This window comes from Pseudomonas sp. SB113 (assembly GCF_040754745.1).
Taxonomy (GTDB): domain Bacteria; phylum Pseudomonadota; class Gammaproteobacteria; order Pseudomonadales; family Pseudomonadaceae; genus Aquipseudomonas; species Aquipseudomonas grimontii.
The window spans coordinates 1-729 of the sequence record NZ_JBFMHW010000069.1; the positions used below are offsets into that span (position 1 = coordinate 1).

The window sequence follows — 729 nt, forward strand, 5'->3', positions numbered from 1 at the left end:
GCCTATGTCTACCGCTCATACGGCATCCACTGGTGCATGAATTTCGTGTGCATGCCCGGCTCCGCAGTCCTGCTGCGCGCTCTGGCACCAACGCGCGGCATCCCGGCGATGGAAGCCCGGCGAGGAAATGTCCCGCTGCGAAATCTGTGTTCAGGACCAGGCAGGCTGTGTCAGGCGCTCGGCATAGACATCGAATTGAATGCACTGCCGCTTTATCGACCGCCATTTTCCCTGGAGATTGCGCAAGATCCTCGCGAAGTAATTGTCGCGACGCGCATAGGCATCACCCGTGCTGCCGAAATGCCCTGGCGCTTCGGCCTGGCGTCCTCGCCCTTTGTTAGCCGGAAATTTCCAGCCGTTTGAGCGCAAGCCATGGACCCCAATGAACATTTTCCCGTTTAGGAGTGCATAGTTTATGCATTACCGGCCGCAAGGCCAGCCAACCGGAGTGGGGTTCATGGCTTCTTCAGTATTGATCGGTGCACTAATCACCTTTCTCGTTATCGTTCTCATCCTGTATCTGGTGCAGCGCCTGCCTATCGATGGACGCGCCAAACAGATCGTCCAGATCATCGTTATCGTGATCGGCATCATCTCGCTTTTGAAATACCTTGCTGTTTTCTAGGAATTTCATTTCATAGTTTTTAAAAAGCCCCGTCGGGAAACCGGCGGGGTTTTTCTTTGTTCGATTGCCAATCTCACAATTTGTAATCATCGCCGCGAATACGT

The 729-nt window shown here is 53.8% G+C and carries 2 protein-coding genes; both read left to right on the forward strand.

The genetic code is table 11. From position 1 onward, the window contains the following. The coding region (locus AB1462_RS31435) for a DNA-3-methyladenine glycosylase (RefSeq protein ID WP_367248959.1) at window positions 1-363 on the forward strand (363 nt) is incomplete at its 5' end. Window positions 364-457: 94 nt separating this feature from the next. After that, complete coding sequence (locus AB1462_RS31440) at window positions 458-625, forward strand: Thivi_2564 family membrane protein (RefSeq protein WP_347971987.1); 168 nt, start codon at window positions 458-460, stop codon at window positions 623-625. The last annotated feature ends 104 nt before the right edge of the window (window positions 626-729 follow it).

Excerpts from the sequence above, each read along its gene's own strand:
- AB1462_RS31440 (WP_347971987.1), top strand. The coding sequence starts at position 458 with ATGGCTTCTTCAGTATTGATCGGTGCACTAATCACCTTTCTCGTTATC.